The organism is uncultured Tateyamaria sp. (genome assembly GCF_947494755.1).
GTDB lineage: Bacteria > Pseudomonadota > Alphaproteobacteria > Rhodobacterales > Rhodobacteraceae > Tateyamaria.
On the sequence record NZ_CANLVZ010000002.1, the window covers coordinates 229,608 to 247,518 of the forward strand.

A 17,911-nucleotide genomic window follows, 5' to 3' on the forward strand; every position below is an offset into this window, starting at 1 on the left:
GTGACAGGCGCGGCTATAACCGGTTCTCGCGAATTTTAATCTGTAGACGCGGGGTTCCGCGACACAACGCATAGGCATGCGCCATGCTAAAGACCTGTCCGGTGCGCCGCACCCCTTGGGACGTGGATGAAAAGGCACCGTCTACCGCTTGCGTGGTAAAGATCACGCTTTTGCGACCGACAACTGCGCGTGAATCGCCCCGTCCGGCTTGAATATAGATGGACCCGCCGCGTTGCCCGAGGAATTGTCGCGTATAGATGCCAGCCGCGCACCACAACTGCGTGCCCCCGGCCCCATCATTCTCGATCACCTCAAACGTGTTGGCATCAATAGGGAAAATCGGGATGTCGAAGCGCTCGCGGCGGACTTCCTGCTGCGCGGCGCTGAGGGTTGGGGTAAGAAGGGCAACCCCAAGGACGAGAGCAAAGATGGCACGAAGCATACGGTGTCTCCTTTCACGATAAGATAGGGCGTGTTTGCTCAAATCCAATCGACGGGAGTCCACCGATACGATCTAATTTTGCACGGGAAGCACGCGGACCTTGATGAATTGTTCGCGCCGGGATTTGCACAACGCATAGGCGTGCGCCATGCTGAATCGCTGCCCGGCCGTGCGCACCCCTTGCGAGGCGGACGACACGGCGCCCGCAACGGCCCGGGTGGTGAAAATCACGCTTTTGCGCCCTGAATAGACTGGGGAGGCCGCCCGCGGCTGCAAAACGGTCAGGTCCCCACCGCGTTGGCGCAAATAACCCCTCGTGAATTTGCCTGCCGCACACCACATCTGCGTGCCCCCCGCCCCGTCGTTTTCAATCACCTCGAACGTGGTCGCATCAATCGGGCGCACCGGGATGACGATGATTTCCTTCAGGAACAACCCATTTGCGCCCACCCAGTTGGGGGTCATCACGACAAGGCCAAGGGCAACGAGACACAGATGTTTGAACATAACAGCACTCCGATCCACGCCATGGTATCGCATTCATGTCGCTGCGCCAAATCAACGATCTTGGAACAGATGCGCAGCGACCGTGCGCAGTTTCGGCGCGCCGCGGTGTTCGAACAGATAAATTCCCTGCCATGTGCCCAGCATTATCCGTCCGTCGCGCACCGGAATGGTGAGGCTGACCGGCAACAGCGCCGCTTTGATATGGGCGGGCATATCATCCGGGCCCTCATACGTGTGGGTCAGATAGGCCATCGACGGGTCGGTGGTGGGGGGAACAAGCCGGGTGAAAAAGGCGCGCAGGTCGGCCTGCACTTCGGGGTCCGCGTTTTCTTGGATCAGCAAGGAACACGACGTGTGCTGCACAAACAGGGTCAGCAGGCCGCTTCCTTTTACCCATCTAGCAACATCATGGGTAAACTCGGTGAGGCCCTGCCCCGTTGTCGTTATGTCAAAGGTGGTCTGCATGAAAAAAGGGCCGCGTCACTGACACGGCCCTGATTGCTTACTGGTCAAGGAAGCTGCGTAGCTTGCGGCTGCGGCTTGGGTGCTTGAGCTTGCGCAACGCCTTGGCCTCAATCTGGCGGATCCGTTCGCGGGTCACGCTGAACTGCTGGCCGACCTCTTCGAGGGTGTGGTCGGTGTTCATCCCGATGCCAAAGCGCATCCGCAGCACACGTTCCTCACGCGGGGTGAGCGAGGCAAGGACCCGCGTTGTCGTTTCCTTGAGGTTTTCCTGAATCGCGCTGTCGAGCGGCAGCACAGCATTCTTGTCCTCGATGAAATCACCAAGCTGGCTGTCTTCCTCGTCCCCGATGGGGGTTTCGAGGCTGATGGGCTCTTTGGCAATCTTCATCACCTTGCGCACCTTTTCCAAAGGCATTTGCAGCTTCTCTGCCAATTCCTCGGGGGTGGGTTCGCGGCCAATTTCGTGCAGCATCTGGCGGCCCGTACGGACCAGTTTGTTGATGGTCTCGATCATGTGCACCGGGATACGGATGGTGCGCGCCTGATCGGCGATGGACCGGGTGATCGCCTGACGGATCCACCATGTCGCATAGGTCGAAAACTTGTAGCCGCGCCGGTATTCGAACTTGTCCACGGCCTTCATAAGGCCGATGTTGCCTTCCTGGATAAGGTCGAGGAACTGCAAACCACGATTGGTGTACTTCTTGGCAATCGAGATCACGAGGCGCAGGTTCGCTTCGACCATCTCTTTCTTGGCCTGACGGGCTTCTTTCTCGCCCTTCTGGACCTGCTGCACGATGCGGCGGAATTCAGAGATGTCGAGGCCGACATATTGACCGACCTGCGCCATGTCACTGCGCAGCTCTTCGACCTTTTCGGCCGAGCGTTCGATGAACATCTGCCAGCCGCGACCCGTCTTGCCGCCCATTTCATCCAGCCAACCGGGATCAAGCTCGCGACCGCGATATGAGTCGACAAATTCCTTGCGGTTGATACGGGCCTGATCGGCCAGTTTCACGATGGCACTATCGATCTGCATGATCCGACGGTTGATGCCATAAAGCTGGTCGATCAGTGCTTCGATGCGGTTGTTGTGAAGGTGCAGCGCGTTGACGAGCACGACGATCTCGGCGCGCAGTTTTTGGTAGGTTTCCTCATCACCGGTCGAGAACGTATTATCCTCGTTCAGGGTCGCGGAAATCCGGCTGTCCTGCATTTCGCTCAGCATCGCGTAGTCGTTTGCGATCACATCGAGGGTCTCAAGCACTTGCGGCTTGAGCGCAGCCTCCATCGCGGCAAGCGACATGTTGGCCTGCTCGTCCTCGTCATCGTCGTCGTCATTGGCGATGGGGTTGCCGTCCGCGTCCAACTCGGGACTGGCTTGCGACTTGTCTTCGGTCGATGCGGTGGGCGCGGCATTCACGACAGGTTCAGAGACGCCTTCGCCCTCTTCGCCCATCTGGTCGCCAAATGTCGCCTCAAGGTCGATGACATCGCGCAGCAAAATCTCTTCGCTCAGGAGTTCGTCGCGCCAGATCGTGATCGCCTGAAAGGTCAGCGGACTTTCGCACAGGCCCGCGATCATGGTGTTGCGGCCGGCCTCAATCCGCTTGGCGATGGCGATCTCGCCCTCGCGGCTCAGCAGCTCGACGCTGCCCATTTCGCGCAGATACATCCGGACGGGATCGTCCGTGCGGTCGAGTTTTTCCTGCCCCGTGGCCCCAAGCGTCAGATCACGCGTGCCTTCGGTGGCGACCACATCGGTCGAGCCTTTCTGCTCTTCCTCTTCGGCCTCTTCGTCTTCGATGATGTTGATGCCCATTTCGGAGAGCATCGACATCACGTCCTCAATCTGCTCGGAACTGACCTGATCAGGGGGCAGCACGGTGTTGAGCTGGTCGTAGGTGATGTAACCTTTTTCACGCGCCTCACCGATCATCTTCTTGACGGCGGCCTGGCTCATATCAAGCGAGTGCTCGTTGTCGTGATCGTCGGTCTTTGCGTCTTCGTTCGTGTCTTTCGCGGCCATACTGGGCTCCTTTACCGGGGCTCCTGAACGATTCGCTTGCCCGAATCGCTGCCAGAATCATTTCGTGCCTAGGGTGATTCGGCCACCCTACTACACGCATTTTCCTAAGGAATCGCGGCCAAAACGCATCAGTGTCCTGGCTTTGAATACTTGATCTGCTCCATCAGAGCGGCAAACGCATCCCGTTCGCTGCGACTGATTCGGGCACCGTTGTGCCCTGTGTCGTATTCCGCGGTGTCCTCTTTCCCGCTCCGTGTCGCATTTTCCGCTGCAGCGGCGGCCTGGCTCAGCCGCCAAGTCACCCCTTCATCCGCAACGCCTTCCAGATCCTGCATCGCATCTGCAATCTCTGCATTCAGTCCTTTGGCCGCGCTGAGTTTCGCAAGCTCCTCGGCCACGGTCATACGGGCGAGGTCAGCATTGCCGGGTGTGCGGATACACGGGACAATTGCCAAATGGCGCGATGACAGCAGGTTATCAAGGGTATCAGGGCCCAGTGCGCTAAATATCTTTTCGCGCAACGCCTCTGCGCCCTCATGTGCATGGCGCAGAATCAGGTCGCGCAAGACGCCGTGGTCCGGGTCCGCGCAGACCAGCGTTTCCAGCCCGCTTTCGAATTCGTCCGCCACCTCAGGCGTACATATCAACGCCCCCAGAATTTTCGCCTCGGCAAGGTATTCTGTGACCCGCTCGCCGCCCGAGACAAGTGCCGAGGATTTGGTGCTGGGCATCGCCGGTTGTGGTGCGTTCTTCCAGCCCCGTCCAGTGCTGCGCCCCGGTGTGAAGGCGGGGCGTTGCGGGCGGAACAGGGCCCATCGCAAGTCCTTGATTTCCTGACCGTAATGCTGCCGGATCGACGGATCCGCAATCAGCTTGATCTTGTCACGCAACGCCTTGTCGAGTGCCGCCTTGCGTTCGGGGCTGTCAAAGGCACGCCCCTCGGTCTCGCGTTGCCACAGCAGCTTGACCATGGGCATGGCGTCATCCAGCAGCTTTTGCAACGCCCCCGCCCCTTGTGATTTCAGGAGATCATCCGGGTCCTGCCCCTCGGGCATCAACGCAAAGCGCAGCGACTTCCCGGCCTCAAGCGTAGGCAGCGCCAGATCGATCAGCCGCATGGCCGCGCGCAAGCCCGCCTTGTCACCATCCAGCGCGATGATCGGCTCGTCCGCGATACGCCACAGCATGGCGAGCTGGTGTTCGGTGACCGCCGTGCCCAAGGGCGCAACCGCCGCGCCGAACCCATGTTCGGCCAGCGCGATCACGTCCATATACCCTTCGGCCACGATCAGCGGCTGGCCCTTGCCCGCAGCGGTGCGTGCAGGACCGTGATTGTAAAGACTGCGGCCCTTGTCGAACAATTCAGTCTCGGGCGAGTTCAGGTATTTCGCGTTGTCATTGGGGTCCATCGCGCGACCACCAAAGGCCGTACAGCGCCCGCGCGCATCGCGGATCGGGAACATGATCCGGCCCCGGAACGTGTCATAGGGTTTGCCGCCCTTCTGGCTTGGTTTGGCAAGCCCCGCACCAAAGATCAGATCGTCCTCGACCCCTTTGGCCTTGAGCGCATCCCAAAGGCCCTGCCACGCATCGGGGGCAAATCCGATCTCCCACCGGTCCTGTGCGCTCGCATCAAGGCCGCGCCGCTCAAGATAGGCGCGCGCGTCCGCAGCCACTCCGGTCTTGAGTTGCAGGCGAAAGTGCTGAACCGCCATTTCCATGACATCGGCCAGAAGCGTGCGCCGATCCGCCTTTTCCTGGGCGCGCGGGTCGCGTTCAGGCATGGGCATGCCCGCTTCGCCCGCCAAAATTTGGACCGCTTCCATGAAGCCGACATTCTCGGTCTCGCGCACAAAGCTGATGGCGTCGCCCTTGGCGTGACAACCAAAGCAATAATAATAGCCCTTGCGATCATCGACGTGAAAGCTGGCCGTTTTTTCATGATGGAACGGGCACGGGGACCACAAATCCCCCTTACCCTGATTGGACTTGCGCGCATCCCACATCACTTTGCGCCCCACCACCTGCCCGATAGACAGGCGCGTGCGCAATTCGTCCAGAAATCCAGGGGGCAGGCTCATCCCTTTAATATTGGGGCGCGGGCGGTCAGAGTCGAGTCCCGACTATTGCTGCAAACACAGCTCGCTCCAAGCCGCGCTCAGATCCTCGTTGCGGATGATCTTGCGTTTTTGCTCGTAAACCCAAGGCGTGATCAGGGGGATCACGTTGTTGTACTTTTCGGGCCATGCGGGCGATTGCGCCATCACGTGCTCGGGCACGTTGCGCTCGGCGACCCGCTCAAGCCGGGCCTGCTGAACGGCGGCCACCACATCGGCCTGATAGCCGCAGCTCACCACTTTTTCGTCAACCTCGGGGGCTTCGGCTGTGTCTTGAGCCAGCGCAGGCAACGCGAGGATGAGGGCAAACAGGGTCACAAACAAGCGGGTCATGGCAAGCTCCGGTCAGATACGAGAATCATGGCGTCTCTTTTAGCGCCGTGTGGCGACGCTTGCCATGGCTCTCTCCAGATCGTGACGCAGAGTGCCGGCCATCGACCGGAACACGAGGATCAGGAATGTATCCGCCCCGGTGCGGGTGATCGAGCCGTTCATATGCTGCACTTGGCTGCGCGCGGTGTGGCCACGCTTGAAGGTCGCCGCGCTCAGGTCCACAGGGATCAGCCGGGCCAGAACATCCTCGACATCTGCGCCTGAGAGTTCGACAGCACTCCATCCGTCGCTTTGATCGGTCAGGGCGGCATGCTCCGCCAGGCGCGCATCCACATGCGGTCCGGCCAGCAGCACCGTCTCGCGGCCAAACCAGATCGCGCGCCCGCCCTCTTTGCCCGTCGCCCGGTTTGGCGCAGGCCATGCAATCCCGTGGGCTTCCTTAAAGGCCGCTGCCGCAGCTTTGCCCTGCCCTTTGAGCGGCGCGATTGACGTCAACACGCCAAGGTCGACCTCGCGCAGCGTCACGCTGCCATGGGTCACGGGGGCCATCCCGTCAAACGGTGTCTTTGCGATCAACTCAGCCACGGGTGCGTCCCCCTTCTGGGTCAAAGAACACCGGATCACACAAAGCCACCTGCGTCTGGATGCCCCGCAAATGATCCACCATATTCAGCGTTTCGCCATGCCGGCTCAGCCCGTCGCGCACAAAGCCCAGACCCATGTAATGCCCAAGGGTCGGCGAGAATGCGACCGAGGTGACATAGCCTTGATCGTGCGCGCGCACCGCCTCTTCGCCATCGGAATAGATATGCGCGCCAGCCGTCAGTTGTTTGACAGGTCCTACCGGTTTCAGACCCACCAACTGCTCCAACCCGTCCGCGTTCAACCCCGGACGGGCGGCCATGGTCTTGCCGATAAAATCCTTTTTCCGAGACAGCATCCGCCCCATCCCGATGTCCTGTGCCGTCACCCGCCCGTGGATTTCGGCATGGGTGATGAACCCTTTTTCGATGCGCAGTACATTCAGCGCCTCCATCCCGTAGGCACCGCCACCGGCCCCCTCGGCCCGTGCGACCAACAGGCGGAACAGGCTATCGCCATAGCGGGACGGGACCGCGATTTCATAGGCATGCTCGCCCGAGAACGAGATGCGGAACAAGCGCCCCGGCACACCTTGCACCGACACCTCACCGCAGGCCATGAATGGCCACGCATCATTGTCGATGGGCGTATCCAGCACCCCGTTCAACAGATCGCGCGCTTTTGGTCCGGCCACCGCGAATTGCGCCCACTGTTCGGTGACGGAGATGATCCGCACGTCCCAATCGGGGCGCAGCGCTTGAGTGACGAACTCCAGATGGCGCATGACCTGCCCGGCGGCGGCTGTGGTTGTCGTCATCACATAATGGTTGGGGCCAAGACGCGCTGTGGTGCCGTCATCCATCACGAACCCGTCCTCGCGCAACATCAGCCCATAGCGCACACGCCCCTCTTTGAGGGTCGAAAACATGTTAGTGTAGACAAAATCGAGCAACTTGGCCGCATCCGGGCCCTGAATGTCAATCTTGCCCAAGGTGGACACATCGCACACGCCCACGGCCTCGCGGACATAACCGACCTCGCGGTCACAGGATTGACGCCATGTGGTCTCACCCGGTGCCGGAAAGTAGGAGGGGCGATACCACATCCCCGCCTCGATCATGGGGGCACCCGCTGCGATGGTGGCGGCGTGGCTGGTCGTCTTGCGCTCCGGCGCAAAGCCTTTGCCCTGCGCGCCAGCCCCGAAGGCCGCCAAAGCCACAGGGACAAAAGGCGGGCGGAATGTGGTTGTGCCGGTTTCCGGAATACCGCGGCCTGACGCATCCGCGAGCAACGCCAGCGCGGTCACATTGGAATTCTTGCCCTGATCGGTCGCCATCCCTTGGGTGGTGTAGCGCTTCATATGCTCGACGGAGGTAAAATTCTCCTTGGCCGCTTGGCGCACGTCCTTCACGCTGACATCGTTCTGGAAATCAAGCCAGGCGCGGCCCTTGCCGGGCACAGCCCACAGCGGGGCCACGCTGTAAGCGGTGTCGTCCGCCACGGGCAGGTCCACGTCCGCAACCTTCATGTTGATCGCCTCAAGGCACACCTTGGCCGCCGCAACCCCTTGCGCCAGACAGGCGGCCGTCGAAAAGGCACCGTTACAGGCACCAGCGGTTTCCATCCCCGGAATTGCACCCGGGGTCGGGACAAAGCTGGCAATCTCCTCGTTCCATATGGGACGCCCGTTCATGTGGCAGGTCATATGGACGGTCGGGTTCCACCCGCCGGAGACCGCCAGACAATCGGTCGCGATCTTTTGCGTGCCGGATCCGCTCTGTACCTCGATCCCTGTCAGACCCTTTCGCCCTGTCGAGCCGGTGACCATCGCGCCCGCAATCACGCGGTAGTCGCCAAGCGCCTTGGCCTCCGCGCGGCTGTCGATGACCGCCGCCACGTCCACGCCCGCCTCCTGAAAGTCCATCGCCGTGCGATGTGCGTCGTCGTTGTTGGCGAACACGCTGATCGCTTGGCCCGGGGCCACTCCCCAACGGTTGAGGTAGGCGCGCACCGCACCTGCGGCCATGATGCCAGGGCGGTCGTTGTTCTGGAACGCGATGTGACGCTCAATGGCCCCTGCGGCCAGAACTGCGCGTTTGGCGACGATGCGCCAGAACGTCTCGCGCACGCCGCCTTTGGGCACGCCGTCGATATGCTGACTGACCCGTTCCAACGCGCCATAGGTCCCACCATCATAGGCCCCCGTCACCGTGGTGCGTGTCATCAGGCGCACGTTGGGCATTTCGGCCAACTTCGCGGCCATATCCGCCGCCCACTCAGCACCGGGCATGCCGTCCACATGCAACGTCTCTGCGTTCAGACGGCCACCCATGCGGGCATCCTCATCCGCCAAAATCACATCAGCACCGGACTGCGCAGCGACCCAGGCCGCCATCAGACCGGTCGGCCCTGCGCCAATGACCAACACGTCACAAAACGCATAGGCTTTCTCGTAATGATCACCGTCCTTCGTCGCGGCCAACGCGCCCAGGCCCGCCGCCCGACGGATCGCAGGCTCGTACACCTTTTCCCAAAACGCGCGCGGCCACATGAAGGTTTTGTAATAGAAGCCGGCCCCCAGAAACGGAGCAGCCAGATCATTGACGCTGAGCAGATCAAAGGCCAGTGACGGCCACGCATTCTGGCTGCGCGCCTCAAGCCCGGCATAGATCTCCTGCATGGTCGCCCGCACATTGGGGTCAGTCGCGCCGCCTTTGCCAATGGTGACCAACGCATTGGGCTCTTCCGATCCAGCCGTGAGGATGCCGCGCGGACGGTGATACTTGAACGACCGCCCCACCATGCGCACGTCATTGGCGAGCAATGCCGAGGCCAATGTATCGCCCTCAAACCCAGAATAGCTTTGCCCGTCAAAGCGAAACGAGACCGGACGTGACCGGTCAACACGGCCCTTGCCATCGACCCTCATCGCGCCACCTCTGCGGTCAGTTCGGCGCTCTTCACCTCATGGGTGACAGTGTTGCGCACGACCTTTAGCCAGGCACCACACCCCGCATCATGGCTCCAAAACTCCTCAAGATCCCCGGCAGGGTTCTCGCGCAAATGCAGATAGTGATCCCACGCCTCGACTCCCGCATCAGGCGCGGGACGATCCAGCATCACCGCCGCGCCCTGATAGTAAAACTCACGCACATCCCGCGCGCCACAAATCGGACAAGGCAGTCGCATCAGGCCTCTCCTCTGGGGCTGATCCCCGGCTTCATCTTGCCAAAAAAACTCCCGCCGGAGGCATCCAACATCTCGGTCTCTCCTTAGTGCAGGTTATGTTGCGAGCCGGTGGACTCTTCGTCCATGATCCCCGCCCCGGTGCGAAACCGATCCAGACGGTGGCGCACGGTGGTGGGATGCGGCGTGCCGGTGGCCAGCAAATGGGCAAAGGTGTGACCCGAGGCCGGCGTGGCCTTGAAGCCGCCATAGCACCAGCCGGTGTTGACGTACAAACCCTCGATGTCGGTCTTGTCCATGATGAAAGACCCATCGGGCGACATGTCCATGATGCCACCCCAATTGCGCAGCACGCGGGCCTTACCGATCTGGGGCATCAGCGTGATGGCCGCCTCGGCGACATGCTCGACCAAGGGCAGATTTCCGCGCGCCGCATAGCTGGAATACATGTCGAGATCACCGCCAAAAACGAGGCCGCCCTTGTCGGACTGGCTGATGTAAAAGTGGCCCATGCCATAGGTGACCACGTGATCCAGACAGGGTTTGAGGCCCTCGGTCACAAAGGCCTGCAACACGTGGCTTTCGATGGGCAGACGCATGCCCGCCATCGCCGCCACCTGGGAGGACCGGCCCGCAGCGACCATCCCTACCTTCTTGGCCCGGATCGGCCCACGCGTGGTTTGCACGCCTTTGACGACACCGCCTTCGACATCGATGCCCGTCACTTCGCATTGCTGGATCAGATCGACACCGTGATCGCTGGCAGACCGGGCAAAGCCCCACGCGACCGCATCATGGCGGGCTGTGCCGCCACGGCGATGGTACAAACCGCCATAAATCGGAAACCGGGTCTGGTCGAAATCAATCATCGGCAGCAGCTTGCGCACGCCGTTCGTGTCCAGCATCTCGGCATCATCGCCGCGACCCATCATCATATTGCCACGGCGCACAAAGGCGTCGCGCTGACCATCCGAATGAACCAGATTGATGATGCCACGTTGGGAGTGCATCACGTTATAATTCAGGTCTTCTTCCAGCCCCTCCCACAGCTTGAGGGAGTGGGAATAGAATTCGGAATTGCCCGGCAGCATGTAGTTTGCGCGCACAATGGTGGTGTTGCGGCCCACATTGCCGCCGCCAAGATAGCCTTTCTCGAGCACAGCCACATTGCGCAGCCCATGCACCTTGGCCAGATAATGCGCCGTCGCCAGCCCATGCCCGCCGCCACCGATCAGGATGATATCATATTCGGATTTCGGCTCGGGGCTGCGCCAATGCGGACCCCATCCCTTGTTTCCGGTGAGCCCTTCCTTGAGAACCTTCAAGCCTGAAAAGCGCATGCGCTCCCTCGCCCCCATATCCATCGGCGTTATTGGCTTTACACCATCAACATCTCAACTGATGTATCAAGCCCTCACCCCCGCGCCCGATCACTTTTCGACACGGGCCGGTCTGGCAGCGACCGATCAGCATAAAGTGAGGTGAGGGGGGCTGTTTTGTATATGGGTTTTGCGGTTCAATAGATGCATTGAACAACGAGGCCCCTCCATGCTGCTGAAGATTTTGCGTGCCGCCGCCCTGTCGCTTTGCCTGCCAACACTGGTGAGTGCGCAGGACGCAGGCTTTGACTCCCCCTCCATCGTGATCCTCGGCGACAGTCAGATCCCATTCGGATCGGGGCCGGTGTTCCTCGAGTTCTTTGAAAACATCAAATCGCATTGCCCCCCCACGCCCGAGCAGGCGCAGAACCTTGAGGTCCTCGCGGACATGAAAGTGGCGGTGATCGGGGTACGCTCCACCTCGTTGCATTCGTGGACGGCGCGGATGGGGCGGGCCAAGGGCGCGATCTGCGACGTCGATCCCAAGTGGAAGGTGAATGCGGGCACTTACGGCTTCATCAACACCACGGGCAACAAGTACAAGCAGATCGGGCAAGGCGACGCCTACCAGTTCTGCAAGATGGATCAGTCCGCGTTCGAGACGATGTTCCGACCGGACTACTACAACCCCAAACTGATCCTGCTGTCCTTTCTCGGCAATTCAGCCCAACGGTGGGCCGGCGACTATGAAAAAGCACGCGAGGACGTGGAAAAGATGAATGCGCAACTGCCCGCAGGTACGCCGTGCATCTTCATGACAACTGCGCCCAGTTATTCCAAGAAGATCACCGACCTCAGGATCAAGGCCCAGGCCAACGTCAAACGGGCCTTTGAAGAAACCGGCAGTTCATGCAGCTTTATCGAAGGGGCGACCCCTGAAACCGTTGCTGCCAACCAAGGCAACAAGCATTACTTCCGGGTCAATTCCGCAGGCAAGGTCAAAGACCCGTATCACCCCAATACAAAGGCGGCCAAAGAGTTCTTTATGATCGAAATGGATGACATCTGCACAGCCGTCTATGACCAGATCAGCGCGGCCATGCCCGACGGATAGAAACTGTTCGGTTCGAGAACTCTGCACCGCAGGTAAGCGCAGAATGGCAAAAAGGCTGGCCCTTCGACAGGCCAGCCTTTTGGGTCAGAGGCCCTTGGCGCGGTAGCTGTCAGCCACCTTCCCGATGGACACCAGATAGGCGGCGGTGCGCAAATCATCGACATCTCCGCGCTCGTGCCAGACCGACGCCATGGACTGATAGGCCGTCCGCATCGTGTCATCGAGGCCCGAGCGGACCAGCTCCAACTCGCCCGCACCGCGCAGATACTTGCTCTTGAAGTCGGGCGTCATGCTCCAGGCGTCCCCCAGATGGTGGCTCAGCCGCTCCAGCTCGTCCACGACGAGTTGGTGGCGCGCCTCTTCCTGGCGGCGCTGCATCCGGCCAAAGCGGATGTGGCTGAGGTTCTTGACCCACTCGAAATAGGACACGGTGACCCCGCCTGCGTTGGCATACATGTCGGGAATGATGACGCAGCCCTTTTCCTTCAGGATCAGATCAGCACCAGCCGTCACGGGGCCGTTCGCCGCCTCGATGATCAGCGGTGCCTTGATCCGGGCCGCGTTGGATTGGTTGATGACACCTTCGAGTGCCGCAGGGATCAGGATATCGCACTCCATCTCCAGCACGGCTGCGCCATTCTCGATATGGGTGCCCTCAGGGCAGCCGCTCACGCCGCCATGACCTGCGATCCAGTTGCGCACGGCTTCGACATCCAGCCCCTTTGGGTCGGTCAGCGCGCCATCACGCTCGATGATGCCGACAACCTTGCAGCCATCCTCTTCGGACAGAAACTTGGCGGCATGATAGCCCACATTGCCAAGGCCCTGCACAACGACGCTCTTGCCATCAAGCGTGCCGGACATGCCCGTCTTGGCAACGCCGTCTTCATCGCGGAAGAACTCGCGCAGCGCGTATTGGACACCGCGACCGGTTGCCTCGGTGCGCCCCTGAATGCCGCCAGCGTTGGTCGGTTTCCCGGTCACGCAGGCGACACCGTTGATGTCCGTGGTGTTCATGCGTTTGTACTGATCCGCAATCCACGCCATCTCACGCTCACCCGTGCCCATGTCAGGAGCCGGCACGTTCTGGGCGGGGTTGATCATGTCGCGCTTGATCAGCTCATAGGCAAAACGGCGGGTGATCAGCTCCAGCTCGTGATCGTCATACTCACGCGGATCAATGCACAAGCCCCCCTTCGAACCCCCAAACGGGGCCTCAACCAAAGCGCACTTGTAAGTCATCAGCGCGGCAAGGGCCTCGACCTCATCCTGATTGACGCCAAGCGCAAAGCGGATGCCGCCCTTGACCGGCTCCATATGTTCGGAATGGACCGAGCGGTATCCGGTAAAAGTCTGAATCTGCCCCCGCAGGCGCACACCAAACCGAACCGTATAGGTGGCGTTGCACACCCTGATCTTTTCCTCGAGTCCGGGCGGCAGGTCCATGAGCGCCACCGCGCGGTTGAACATGATATCCACACTCTCGCGGAAGCTCGGTTCATTTGGGGTGCTCATCCAGGTCTCCTTTATGCGGTCCGACTCGCCTGCAGGCGCAGTCTGTGAGCCCAGCCTATGACGGTTCCGTTAATGGGTGCGACTTTTTTTGCGGATGGCGAAAATAGGCATCGAGACCGATTTTGATTAACAAATCGTAAACAGTGCCCACGTCAAAACGGCATTGACCAAGGCGGGTCCACAAACTCCACAGAGGTTTCCCCGTTTTGCCCGATTTCGGACACAATGCCCCTGCACACCGATCCTCGGACGAAAAGGCCATACGGGTCAGACTCCGATAGAAAGCAAGGTGTAGCATGTCGACGAACTGGACATTGAAATCGATCTCGAAAGCGGCGCTGAAAAGCAGCGTCAGCTCCTTCGTGCGCAACGAAGCGGGATCGATGACATATTTCGGCCTGGCCATTATCATGATGATGTTGCTGGTGGGGGGCATCGGGGTCGACCTGATGCGCAATGAGATGGAGCGTACACGGGTGCAGGCCACGCTGGACCGCGCCGTGTTGGCCGCCGCCGACCTCGACCAGCCTCTGGATGCGACGGCCGTTGTCGAAGACTACCTCGCGAAATCGGGCCTGGGTCACTACACCGTGTCCGTGAACCCCGATGCCTCGGTCCAGTACAAGGGCATCAACTATAAAACCGTTGTTGCGAGCACGAGAAACACGACCCCAACGCAGTTCATGCGCTTGGTGGGCGTTTCGGATCTGCCACTGTCTATAGCCAGTTCGGCGGAAGAACGGATTTCCAAAGTCGAAATCTCGTTGATCCTCGACATCTCGGGATCAATGAAAAACGACAGCAAGATCGAGAACATGCGCACCGCTGGCAAGGCCTTTGTGGATGCGGTGATCAAACCCGAAACGCAAGATCTGATCTCGCTTTCAATTGTGCCTTACTCCGAGCACGTGAATATCGGCGACGGTATCTATAACAACCTCAAGCGCTACGTTTATTCCAATATCCCGTCTCGCTGCGTGGAAATGCCAGACGACGAATTCGAAGATACAGCGCTGGATACATCCCTGTGGTATCGTCAGGTGCAGCACTTCCAATGGAACTATGCGAGCCGCTACACGGTCACCGACACCGTGTGCCCGAAATACAGCTACGAAGCCATCCAGATGGTTAGCCAGAACAAGACTGCTCTCAAGAACCAGATCCAGGCGCTGCAGCCACGTGCGGGTACGGCGATCTACATGGGCATGAAGTGGGGTGTTGCCTTGCTTGACCCATCGATGCGCACAATTGTCACCAACAACAAAGTGTCAACCGACCCGCTTAAAGGGCGCCCCGTCGACTATTCGGACGAGGAAACGCTGAAGACCATCGTTCTGATGACAGATGGGCAGAACAGTAACTCCAACCGGATTTCGAACTGGGCCTACAACTCCTATAGCGAACGTCAGCAGTGGGTGAACCAGAACTTTGGTTGGTGGAATTCCCACGTCTACGACAACTGGAACGGCGGCAAGGGGTCCCCGGACTACCAGTACATGACCGCCGACCGTGCAGACGACCTACTGGAAGACATTTGTGATGCGGCCAAAGCAAAAGGCATCGTGATCTGGACCGTCGGGTTTGAAACCAAAGCCCACGGCGGTCAGGTCATGGAAGACTGCGCGTCCTCGCCCAGCCACTATTTCGACGTGGAAGGGGTGGAGATCAAAGAAGCCTTCGAAGCGATCGCCAAGCAGATCAACCAATTGAGGCTGACAAAATGATGCACACCGTCACAAACTTCCTGCGCCGCTTCCGTCGCGAAGAGGATGGGCAGATGCTCGTGGAATTCGCCCTCGCGGTGCCATTGATCATGACCTTGTTCCTGACTTCGGTAGAGCTGGGCATCTACGCTATGCGCCAGAACTTCCTGGACCGCGGAGTAGATATGGCCGTTCGCGATGTGCGGCTGAATACGACCACCAACTACACGCACGCCCAGCTCAAGACGATGATCTGCGAGAATGCAGGGTTCCTGCCTGACTGCGAAAACGCTCTGAAGCTTGAGATGACACCGGTCAACCCACGCTCATTTGCCGGATTTGCTGGCGTCGCGGATTGTATCGACGTCACCGAACCGCTCAAGCCGTCCCGGGTCTTCAAACATGGTGGCGAGCACCAGTTGATGATGATCCGTGCGTGCTATCTCTTTGATCCGATCTTTCCAACAACGGGCATGGGTTATGCCTTTACCCGGACCGAGGACGGGTCGGACCGTGCCAAGATGCTTGCCCTCTCGGCCTTCGTGCAGGAGCCAAATTCATGATCCGCCTTATCAAACACCTGCGTCGCTTTCGCGATGACGAACGCGGCAGCATCGCTGTTGAAACCGTCCTGATCATTCCGGCGCTGTTCTGGGCATATCTCGCGATGTTCGCCACCTTCGACGCCTATCGGCAGCACGCGGTCGGGATCAAGGCCGCCTATACAATCGGCGATATCATCTCGCGCGAAACCACCCCGCTGAACGTCGACTATCTGACGGGAACGCGCAAACTGCTGGCCTATCTCACCGCGAATGAGGAGACGGACGTTGCTGTGCGCATCACAAGTATCAAGTATAACGGTACCGACAAGGAGTACCGCCGTCACTGGTCGAGGAAGCGCGGATGGATGCCGGCGCTGACAGACGAGCAGGTGAACGACATGGCATACAGGCTGCCTGTCCTGCCGCACAACGAACACATCATGCTGGTCGAGACATTCGTGAAATACGACCCGCCGTTCGACACCGGGCTCAAAGCCCGCGAGATCCACAACGCGGTCTTCACGCGCCCCCGCTATGCGCCGCGCGTGTTGTGGAGCAGCGATGGCTAGCTCTAGCTGTTAGAACGTTCTGCAATCATGGCCGAGATCATCTCGGCCATGAATTTTGCCTGATGGCCTGGGGTCATCCCCCCCACGCCAATACGGGAACCCATCCGCCACCACAGGCCCGGACGCCAGGTGCGTGCCGCAGGTTCTGACAGGCGCAAAAGGAAACCGTTTGACGGCTTGAACGCGAACATGCCCCGATCAATGGCCGCGATATCTTCGACACGCGCCAGAAGATCGCCGTTGCTGTCGCGCAGCGCCTCCATCGTCAGTTCCAGTCGCACTGCCGTGGCGCGCCGCATTTGTTCGGCAATCCAGATCGATCCGCCCCCCAGCACAAACAGGAACACCTGCCAGCCAATATCGGGCGGGCGCACGATGGCGACATAGATCACCATGAGCGACAAAATATACAGCGAACCGATGCCGAGGATGCGGCGGCCCGGTGAGGCGGAGATGGTCGCGATGACCTGATCTGGCTCTGTAATCTCTGGCAACATGGCGCGCGTCTAGCCCGCCCCCTGCCCGCTCACAAGCCCCCTCAGCGCCGCACGATCACCTCGGCCCCCTTCTCTTCGGGTTCGTCGTCGGTCATTTCCGCCGGAAAGCCGGGGGCGGTCACGTCAAGCCCCGTCACCTCTTCGAGCCGTTTGATGATGTTAGGCGACAACTCGCGCGGGCCGAACCGGGCGATCCCGTCGTTGAAAATGTCGATCAGCAGCGGGTTCAGTTGCAAGGGCACCCCGGCCCGGTCCGCCACGCTCTGAAACAGGCCGATGTCCTTGGCCACAAGGTCCATGGTGAACGAGATGTCGCGGCTGCCGTTCAGGATCACCTGACTTTCGGTCTCATGCACAAAGGAAGTGCCCGAGCTGATCGCTATAGCCTCGTAAGCCACACCCAGATCCATGCCCGCCCCCTTGGCCACGGTCAGCGCCTCGGCGCAACTGACCAGATTGGCGGTCGCCAGATAGTTTGTGATGACCTTGAGGATCGATGCCGAGCCGAGGTCGCCAGTGTGCAGCACCCGCCGCCCCATTGTGGTCAAGAGCGGCAGGATGCGTTCGAAGGTGGCGCGGTCACAGCCCGCAAAGATGCTGATATTGCCCGTGTCCGCGCGGTGGCACCCTCCCGAGACCGGACAATCCACCGCCGCGCCGCCCGCCTCTATCACCTGCGCGCCGATGCGTTTGACTTCGGCCTCGTCGGTGGTCGACATTTCCATCCAGATCTTGCCGGGACCAACATGGGGCAGCATCTCGGCCATGACCGCCGCCGACGCGGCAGGGCTGGGCAGGCAGGTGATGACAGCATCGCAATCCTGCATCAACCGCGCAGGGCCGTGGCCATCATGGGCACCGGCAGCGACCTTTTCAGCCACGAATTCGGCGTTCAGATCATGCACCCAGACATCGTGCCCATTGCGGATCAGGCTGCCTGAAAGCTTGCCACCCACATTGCCCAAGCCGATAAATCCGATTTTCATAT

General features: G+C 60.2%; 17 protein-coding genes. 4 read left to right on the plus strand and 13 right to left on the minus strand.

Annotated features, from left to right (window positions below):
* Nucleotides 1-13: 13 nt before the first annotated feature.
* The 10 genes from Q0908_RS03780 to Q0908_RS03825 form a co-directional block, all read right to left on the minus strand.
* The gene (locus tag Q0908_RS03780) at nt 14-442 is read right to left on the minus strand and encodes a hypothetical protein (protein ID WP_299281100.1); all 429 of its coding nucleotides are present in this window, start codon (nt 440-442) and stop codon (nt 14-16) included.
* Nucleotides 443-514: 72 nt separating this feature from the next.
* A complete protein-coding gene (locus Q0908_RS03785) occupies nt 515-949 on the minus strand; it encodes a hypothetical protein (protein WP_299281101.1) in 435 nt (144 codons plus the stop codon).
* 51 nt (nt 950-1,000) lie between these two features.
* Entirely contained in the window at nt 1,001-1,414 is a 414-nt protein-coding gene (locus Q0908_RS03790) for a secondary thiamine-phosphate synthase enzyme YjbQ (protein ID WP_299281102.1), read from the minus strand.
* 37 nt (nt 1,415-1,451) lie between these two features.
* The gene (gene rpoD / locus Q0908_RS03795) at nt 1,452-3,443 is read right to left on the minus strand and encodes an RNA polymerase sigma factor RpoD (RefSeq protein WP_299281103.1); all 1,992 of its coding nucleotides are present in this window, start codon (nt 3,441-3,443) and stop codon (nt 1,452-1,454) included.
* Nucleotides 3,444-3,571: 128 nt separating this feature from the next.
* Nucleotides 3,572-5,524 carry a DNA primase gene (dnaG, locus tag Q0908_RS03800; RefSeq protein ID WP_299281104.1) on the minus strand — a complete coding sequence of 651 codons (1,953 nt, stop codon included), beginning with the start codon at nt 5,522-5,524 and terminating at the stop codon, nt 3,572-3,574.
* Nucleotides 5,525-5,566: 42 nt separating this feature from the next.
* Nucleotides 5,567-5,893, minus strand: a complete 327-nt coding sequence (locus Q0908_RS03805; RefSeq protein WP_299281105.1) for a hypothetical protein — start codon at nt 5,891-5,893, stop codon at nt 5,567-5,569.
* Nucleotides 5,894-5,932: 39 nt separating this feature from the next.
* Nucleotides 5,933-6,478: a sarcosine oxidase subunit gamma family protein gene (locus Q0908_RS03810; RefSeq protein ID WP_299281106.1), complete on the minus strand. Its 546-nt coding sequence runs from the start codon at nt 6,476-6,478 to the stop codon at nt 5,933-5,935.
* Nucleotides 6,471-9,404: a sarcosine oxidase subunit alpha family protein gene (locus tag Q0908_RS03815; RefSeq protein WP_299281107.1), complete on the minus strand. Its 2,934-nt coding sequence runs from the start codon at nt 9,402-9,404 to the stop codon at nt 6,471-6,473. The genes Q0908_RS03810 and Q0908_RS03815 overlap by 8 nt, the downstream gene beginning before the upstream one ends.
* Complete coding sequence (locus tag Q0908_RS03820) at nt 9,401-9,664, minus strand: sarcosine oxidase subunit delta (protein WP_299281108.1); 264 nt, start codon at nt 9,662-9,664, stop codon at nt 9,401-9,403. Before Q0908_RS03820 ends, Q0908_RS03815 begins: the two co-directional genes overlap by 4 nt.
* An 83-nt stretch (nt 9,665-9,747) precedes the next feature.
* Complete coding sequence (locus Q0908_RS03825; RefSeq protein WP_299281109.1) at nt 9,748-11,001, minus strand: sarcosine oxidase subunit beta family protein; 1,254 nt, start codon at nt 10,999-11,001, stop codon at nt 9,748-9,750.
* A 208-nt stretch (nt 11,002-11,209) separates the two neighbouring features.
* Here Q0908_RS03825 and Q0908_RS03830 point away from each other — a divergent pair, with 208 nt between their 5' ends.
* On the plus strand, nt 11,210-12,094 hold the full coding sequence (locus Q0908_RS03830) for an SGNH/GDSL hydrolase family protein (RefSeq protein WP_299281110.1): 885 nt from the start codon (nt 11,210-11,212) through the stop codon (nt 12,092-12,094).
* An 84-nt stretch (nt 12,095-12,178) separates the two neighbouring features.
* On the opposite strand, the gene Q0908_RS03835 is transcribed toward Q0908_RS03830, so the two are convergent.
* The gene (locus tag Q0908_RS03835; RefSeq protein WP_299281111.1) at nt 12,179-13,609 is read right to left on the minus strand and encodes a Glu/Leu/Phe/Val dehydrogenase; all 1,431 of its coding nucleotides are present in this window, start codon (nt 13,607-13,609) and stop codon (nt 12,179-12,181) included.
* A 296-nt stretch (nt 13,610-13,905) separates the two neighbouring features.
* Between Q0908_RS03835 and Q0908_RS03840 the strand changes: the two genes are divergently transcribed.
* Genes Q0908_RS03840 through Q0908_RS03850 form a run of 3 tightly spaced genes read left to right on the plus strand, consistent with a single transcriptional unit; the run spans nt 13,906 to nt 16,426 of the window.
* Nucleotides 13,906-15,333 carry a TadE/TadG family type IV pilus assembly protein gene (locus tag Q0908_RS03840; protein WP_299281112.1) on the plus strand — a complete coding sequence of 476 codons (1,428 nt, stop codon included), beginning with the start codon at nt 13,906-13,908 and terminating at the stop codon, nt 15,331-15,333.
* Nucleotides 15,330-15,875 carry a TadE/TadG family type IV pilus assembly protein gene (locus Q0908_RS03845; protein WP_299281113.1) on the plus strand — a complete coding sequence of 182 codons (546 nt, stop codon included), beginning with the start codon at nt 15,330-15,332 and terminating at the stop codon, nt 15,873-15,875. The genes Q0908_RS03840 and Q0908_RS03845 overlap by 4 nt, the downstream gene beginning before the upstream one ends.
* Nucleotides 15,872-16,426: a TadE/TadG family type IV pilus assembly protein gene (locus Q0908_RS03850; RefSeq protein ID WP_299281114.1), complete on the plus strand. Its 555-nt coding sequence runs from the start codon at nt 15,872-15,874 to the stop codon at nt 16,424-16,426. Before Q0908_RS03845 ends, Q0908_RS03850 begins: the two co-directional genes overlap by 4 nt.
* A gap of 2 nt (nt 16,427-16,428) precedes the next feature.
* Here Q0908_RS03850 and Q0908_RS03855 read toward each other — a convergent pair whose 3' ends face one another.
* Nucleotides 16,429-16,923, minus strand: a complete 495-nt coding sequence (locus Q0908_RS03855) for a hypothetical protein (protein WP_299281115.1) — start codon at nt 16,921-16,923, stop codon at nt 16,429-16,431.
* Between the two features lie 41 nt (nt 16,924-16,964).
* Nucleotides 16,965-17,909, minus strand: a complete 945-nt coding sequence (locus tag Q0908_RS03860) for an NAD(P)-dependent oxidoreductase (RefSeq protein ID WP_299281116.1) — start codon at nt 17,907-17,909, stop codon at nt 16,965-16,967.
* Between the last annotated feature and the right edge of the window lie 2 nt (nt 17,910-17,911).

What these genes read in the sequence shown, in the direction of transcription:
- Q0908_RS03850 (WP_299281114.1), top strand. Translation starts at nt 15,872, where the DNA reads ATGATCCGCCTTATCAAACACCTGCGTCGCTTTCGCGATGACGAACGC.
- Q0908_RS03820 (WP_299281108.1), bottom strand. Translation starts at nt 9,664, where the DNA reads ATGCGACTGCCTTGTCCGATTTGTGGCGCGCGGGATGTGCGTGAGTTT.
- dnaG (WP_299281104.1), bottom strand. Translation starts at nt 5,524, where the DNA reads ATGAGCCTGCCCCCTGGATTTCTGGACGAATTGCGCACGCGCCTGTCT.
- Q0908_RS03790 (WP_299281102.1), bottom strand. Translation starts at nt 1,414, where the DNA reads ATGCAGACCACCTTTGACATAACGACAACGGGGCAGGGCCTCACCGAG.
- Q0908_RS03780 (WP_299281100.1), bottom strand. Translation starts at nt 442, where the DNA reads ATGCTTCGTGCCATCTTTGCTCTCGTCCTTGGGGTTGCCCTTCTTACC.
- Q0908_RS03855 (WP_299281115.1), bottom strand. Translation starts at nt 16,923, where the DNA reads ATGTTGCCAGAGATTACAGAGCCAGATCAGGTCATCGCGACCATCTCC.
- Q0908_RS03830 (WP_299281110.1), top strand. Translation starts at nt 11,210, where the DNA reads ATGCTGCTGAAGATTTTGCGTGCCGCCGCCCTGTCGCTTTGCCTGCCA.
- Q0908_RS03860 (WP_299281116.1), bottom strand. Translation starts at nt 17,909, where the DNA reads ATGAAAATCGGATTTATCGGCTTGGGCAATGTGGGTGGCAAGCTTTCA.
- Q0908_RS03785 (WP_299281101.1), bottom strand. Translation starts at nt 949, where the DNA reads ATGTTCAAACATCTGTGTCTCGTTGCCCTTGGCCTTGTCGTGATGACC.
- Q0908_RS03845 (WP_299281113.1), top strand. Translation starts at nt 15,330, where the DNA reads ATGATGCACACCGTCACAAACTTCCTGCGCCGCTTCCGTCGCGAAGAG.
- rpoD (WP_299281103.1), bottom strand. Translation starts at nt 3,443, where the DNA reads ATGGCCGCGAAAGACACGAACGAAGACGCAAAGACCGACGATCACGAC.
- Q0908_RS03815 (WP_299281107.1), bottom strand. Translation starts at nt 9,404, where the DNA reads ATGAGGGTCGATGGCAAGGGCCGTGTTGACCGGTCACGTCCGGTCTCG.
- Q0908_RS03840 (WP_299281112.1), top strand. Translation starts at nt 13,906, where the DNA reads ATGTCGACGAACTGGACATTGAAATCGATCTCGAAAGCGGCGCTGAAA.
- Q0908_RS03825 (WP_299281109.1), bottom strand. Translation starts at nt 11,001, where the DNA reads ATGCGCTTTTCAGGCTTGAAGGTTCTCAAGGAAGGGCTCACCGGAAAC.
- Q0908_RS03805 (WP_299281105.1), bottom strand. Translation starts at nt 5,893, where the DNA reads ATGACCCGCTTGTTTGTGACCCTGTTTGCCCTCATCCTCGCGTTGCCT.
- Q0908_RS03835 (WP_299281111.1), bottom strand. Translation starts at nt 13,609, where the DNA reads ATGAGCACCCCAAATGAACCGAGCTTCCGCGAGAGTGTGGATATCATG.